6 protein-coding genes and 1 pseudogene are annotated in these 3,956 nt (G+C 45.1%); all 7 read right to left on the reverse strand.

What is annotated here, in order from left to right; all coding sequences use genetic code 11:
* On the reverse strand, positions 1 to 292 hold a 292-nt coding region (locus LI162_RS14985; RefSeq protein ID WP_227156860.1), incomplete at its 3' end, for a MobA/MobL family protein.
* Complete coding sequence (locus LI162_RS14990) at positions 258 to 617, reverse strand: DUF3847 domain-containing protein (protein ID WP_120120820.1); 360 nt, start codon at positions 615 to 617, stop codon at positions 258 to 260. The genes LI162_RS14985 and LI162_RS14990, both read right to left, overlap by 35 nt.
* Positions 618 to 732: 115 nt before the next feature.
* A complete protein-coding gene (locus tag LI162_RS14995) occupies positions 733 to 1,296 on the reverse strand; it encodes a hypothetical protein (protein WP_227156861.1) in 564 nt (187 codons plus the stop codon).
* Between the two features lie 106 nt (positions 1,297 to 1,402).
* Positions 1,403 to 2,935 (reverse strand): hypothetical protein, encoded by a 1,533-nt coding sequence (locus LI162_RS15000; RefSeq protein ID WP_015573038.1) that lies wholly within the window; start codon positions 2,933 to 2,935, stop codon positions 1,403 to 1,405.
* Positions 2,936 to 3,066: 131 nt separating this feature from the next.
* Positions 3,067 to 3,351, reverse strand: coding sequence for a DUF6809 family protein (locus LI162_RS15005; RefSeq protein WP_005944778.1), 285 nt, complete (start codon positions 3,349 to 3,351; stop codon positions 3,067 to 3,069).
* 13 nt (positions 3,352 to 3,364) lie between these two features.
* Complete coding sequence (locus LI162_RS15010) at positions 3,365 to 3,742, reverse strand: TnpV protein (RefSeq protein WP_005944774.1); 378 nt, start codon at positions 3,740 to 3,742, stop codon at positions 3,365 to 3,367.
* A 4-nt stretch (positions 3,743 to 3,746) separates the two neighbouring features.
* A pseudogene (locus tag LI162_RS15015) lies at positions 3,747 to 3,956 on the reverse strand (hypothetical protein); the annotation flags it as partial.

The raw sequence follows: 3,956 nt of genomic DNA on the forward strand, positions 1-3,956 counted from the left end.
GGGAAAATTCATTCTGCAAGGCAATGTCAAAGCTGTATGCAAGCTGGGCGTTCTTACCACGCTCGGCTTTTTCCACGGCGTTCCACAAGGTCTGACGGTCTGCAAATTCCGGGGGAGCATGGGACGGCAAGAGAATGTCAGAGCAGATCACGCCGCCCTTGCGGGTGTAGTCGCTGTATTCGCCGTAATACTCGCTATACAATCGCTCCCCGGCTCGGTAGGCAGCAGAAGCGATAGCGGACTGTCCTGCGCTTCGCTTAGTCTGCGTGACACTCAGATGAAATAGTGCCATCGGCTTTCAACTCCTTTCCTCCGTTCGCTTTGTTGATGTGGGTAATCGCCATGTGACGGACGGCTCGCTGGACTTCGGACAGAGAAAAGATGTGTTCCATCAGCTCTGTCATTTCGGTGCGTGTCAAGTCCTTAACCTCCGGGGCAACGCTTTCCACCATGCCGCCCAGATTGCAAAGGCGGTGGGTGCGTTTCTTGCGTTCGCCTTTCTCATAGTGTTTCTTCCTCTGTTCCAGCCTTTGGAGCTTGTGCTGTTCCTGAAGAAGCTGAGCTTCAGCTTGTTCTTTTTCGGCTCTAAGCTGGTCGAGGGTTTTCGTTTTTGCCATGTTTCATGACCTTCTTTTTTGAAAATGGGTATAAAAAAAGACCGCTGATTTTTTCACACGGTCATGTGTATCAACGGTCTGTTTTTTAGTATTCAGTTGCAATGATTATCTCACTTTAGTTTACGATACCAGCTATATAATCATAATCAATTTTTTCTGAAACCACCTTGTAAAAGAAAGGGTCTTTCCGAATAGTATCATCGGAATTGATGATAAAGTTATTCCAATCATCGGCTTCATTACCATCGGATAAATAAATGGTCATCTTAAAGCTATATCCAGAATAACCAACAGACGGCTTCGACCTTTTTAACTTGATTTCATTTAGATTTTCAATAATATGTTCGATTTGTGTCTCATCTGTGATGTGAGTTGCATTTCCAGTATTTCCATTGAATACGACAATTTCTATAACTTCATCATGTTCCAAATCCATCAAGTTAATAGGAACATTGTACCAGATACCAATCCCTACTGCGAGAACCGCTACAATAGTTAGTAACATTACCAATTTCCGTTTCATAATTATGCTTCTCCTTTTAGTTGGATTTTCAAAATCAAACTTGCTGGCGGCGAACAGCATTTCATGCTGTTTGCGGACGGCAAGTCCACAGGGGATAGCCGCATAAGCGGCGCAAGGGGGTGTAGCCACCTTGTCGAAACGAAGTGACGGAAACATTCGAGGTCAGGCAGTTTTCTTCTGCTGACAGAGAATGAAGCTCCGCAGGACGCACTACTCTCGACAGAGAGTATAGAAGTGCGCCCTTAGAGTTCTAAGGGTATTTTTAGATAATTGGGAATGTTTCTTTGTCAAACTGCGTAACATTGAACACGATACGCCACTCGACATCATCACCAACCGGTTCAAAGTGCAGAGCAGAACAAGCAGCATGAAGTTTTTCTTGTGAATTTGTTCCATATATAACTGCTGTCGGACCATCTGCACCACCAATAACACCAACAACAAAACAGGAACTACTGCCAACTGGACGGAACGAATGATCGTCTGGTGTAACTTCTATCGGTCTATCGCCTTCATCACAGTCAAAAACCGAAATGTTCTCCATCGGTTCAGGGGTAAGTGTATAACTCATGGCAATATAATGTGTCGGATAAATCCAGCGATCAGAACCAAAACTATTTTGAGGAACTGTCTGCTGTTCTATTTCCTGCACGGTCAGTGTATGGGTTATTCCGCTAACAGGATGGGAAAACATAAATGAATCTCCGGGTGCGTGAACTTTGAAATGTGAGCCTGGAACTTGTCCTGGTTGCTGCTCCATTGTAAGAAAAAGTTTATTGATTTCAGGGTGATGCTTGGTTCCCCAAGGAAATACGTCTCTGCATATGACCCAGCCATAAGTACTATCCAGCCCATAATGGTCGATTGCCCATTTTGCTTCCAACTCATTGATAACGCCATCTGGCAGACAAGGATTAAAGCTCACAGCGCAGCCATGGGTTGTCTGTAATATTTTCTCGTTTAACTTCAAGCAAGGTTTGAAGTTAAAACAAAGTGGGTTTTCCCATTCCATCTGCATCTGTTGCTCACGGGTAAAATTTTCACATGAGTCATTTTCCCAGTCCAGATTCCATTTTTTCATGAAGTCACGGATGCTTTCTGAATCAACTCGCATACAAAAATCAACGACAAGTCCTTTGCTACATGAATAAGCTGCCGGAATTACCCAATGATATCCAGCCCAATCGAATTGTTTATCCAGCTTGATCTCTTTTCCGGCACGGTCTTTACCTCGATGTCCCCAGAAATCTCCATCAAAGTAGACCTTCCATTCAGGGGCAACCAATTCTGCCTCTGAAGTCATATCATTATCGTAATAATCTTCTGTGTATTTAATCTGACTGTAATCAAAGGAAGATTGCAGGTTTTTGATATATGTCCACGGTTGTTCCATAGGCAACAAATTCATCTTCTCTGAAATTTCCGATAAAGTTTGCTGTTGTTCCTGGGTTGTAGGGTTTTCATTGAGAAAGGCTTCAAACTGTGCTTCGTTCCACATCCACGCTTGTTCCACTGCCGCCACATCACCACAAGCCAGTATAAGCCGCAGAAAGTCGGTAAAATTTTCAGCTACTGGATGAACATAATCAGGAGAAGTATTCATGGGGCTGACAGAGAAAACCATCTCTCCAAATCCACGAATGAAACAGAAGTGGATACCATCTATCCCTGCCCATCCAAAAACCGATGCCCCTTTTGGGGTACAAAAATAATTTGTATTATCCTCACGGAGTTCAACTCCCACAGGACTTAAATCGACACCCCGCTGTAAAAATTTTTTCAAAATTCTATTCATTAAGCATCCCCCCATAAAATTAGTGCTATCACGCTCTTTATTGTAGTAAATTTTATCACAAGAGTGTGAATAAATCTACTGGCGAATGCTGAAACCGCCCGAACAGTTTCTTTCTGCTCAGGCGGCTTTCTTCATCTATTTTTCTTTCTTCTGCTGCACTTGTTCATGGGCTTCCTGCTGAACATCAGCCCAGCGGAAAAGCCATACTTGAAGTGACTTTCACTTTCTTCACATTGGGCGATTGCTGTCTGCGCCCGGAGTTCCTGCACCAGCTCATAGTCCTCTTTGCTGAGCCGCTGGGACAACTGCTCCATGAGCTTTTCACAGGCTATGACTGCCTTTCGGTATTCCGGTGATGTAGGTACAACTGTCTCGCAGGGATAAAACTCCCCATTATACATGGCTTCCAAAATCATAGCTTTACCTCTCTCAACAGTAGATTAGTTCCGTCTTGATGATTTCCTCTGCCCGGCAGCGGATGGAGTTCATTGACTGCACCCATAACATCTGATTTTCCGCTTTCATGGCTTCGGTCACGCCCTCGGCTTTCATCATCTGCCGGATAATCAAGTCCAGCCTGTCTGCCGCCTGCTCGTTCAGATCGGCAACGACGGTGTGGAGCCTGCCGGACAAAATTAGCTCGTTGTAAAGCATGGGACGGTGCAATTTCAGATAGGACTGGTGCAATCGTCCCCAATGCCCAATAGGTCGGCGTTCCTCCGGCAGCTTCAAGTCCGGCACATAGTAGTCGCCCACCAACACATAGTCCATACCGTTCTCATGGATTCTCGGTTTCAACTCTTTCATAAAATCACGCTCCCTTTCTCGGTCCCAGCTGCGGCAAACTGCTCACCGGGATAAATACCCCTCTGGCAATATCCTCGGTGCGGATTGCCTGTTTTCTGGCTTCAATCTCCGCTTTTTTCTTGGCTTTCGTGCGCTCCTCATACTCTTTCTGTTTACCATTGGCTTTCCGCTTCAAGTAGTTCTGGTGGAGCCTGTCCTTGCGTTCCTCACGCTT

It is taken from the genome of Mediterraneibacter sp. 210702-DFI.3.120 (assembly GCF_020561005.1).
Taxonomy (GTDB): Bacteria; Bacillota; Clostridia; order Lachnospirales; family Lachnospiraceae; genus Mediterraneibacter; species Mediterraneibacter faecis.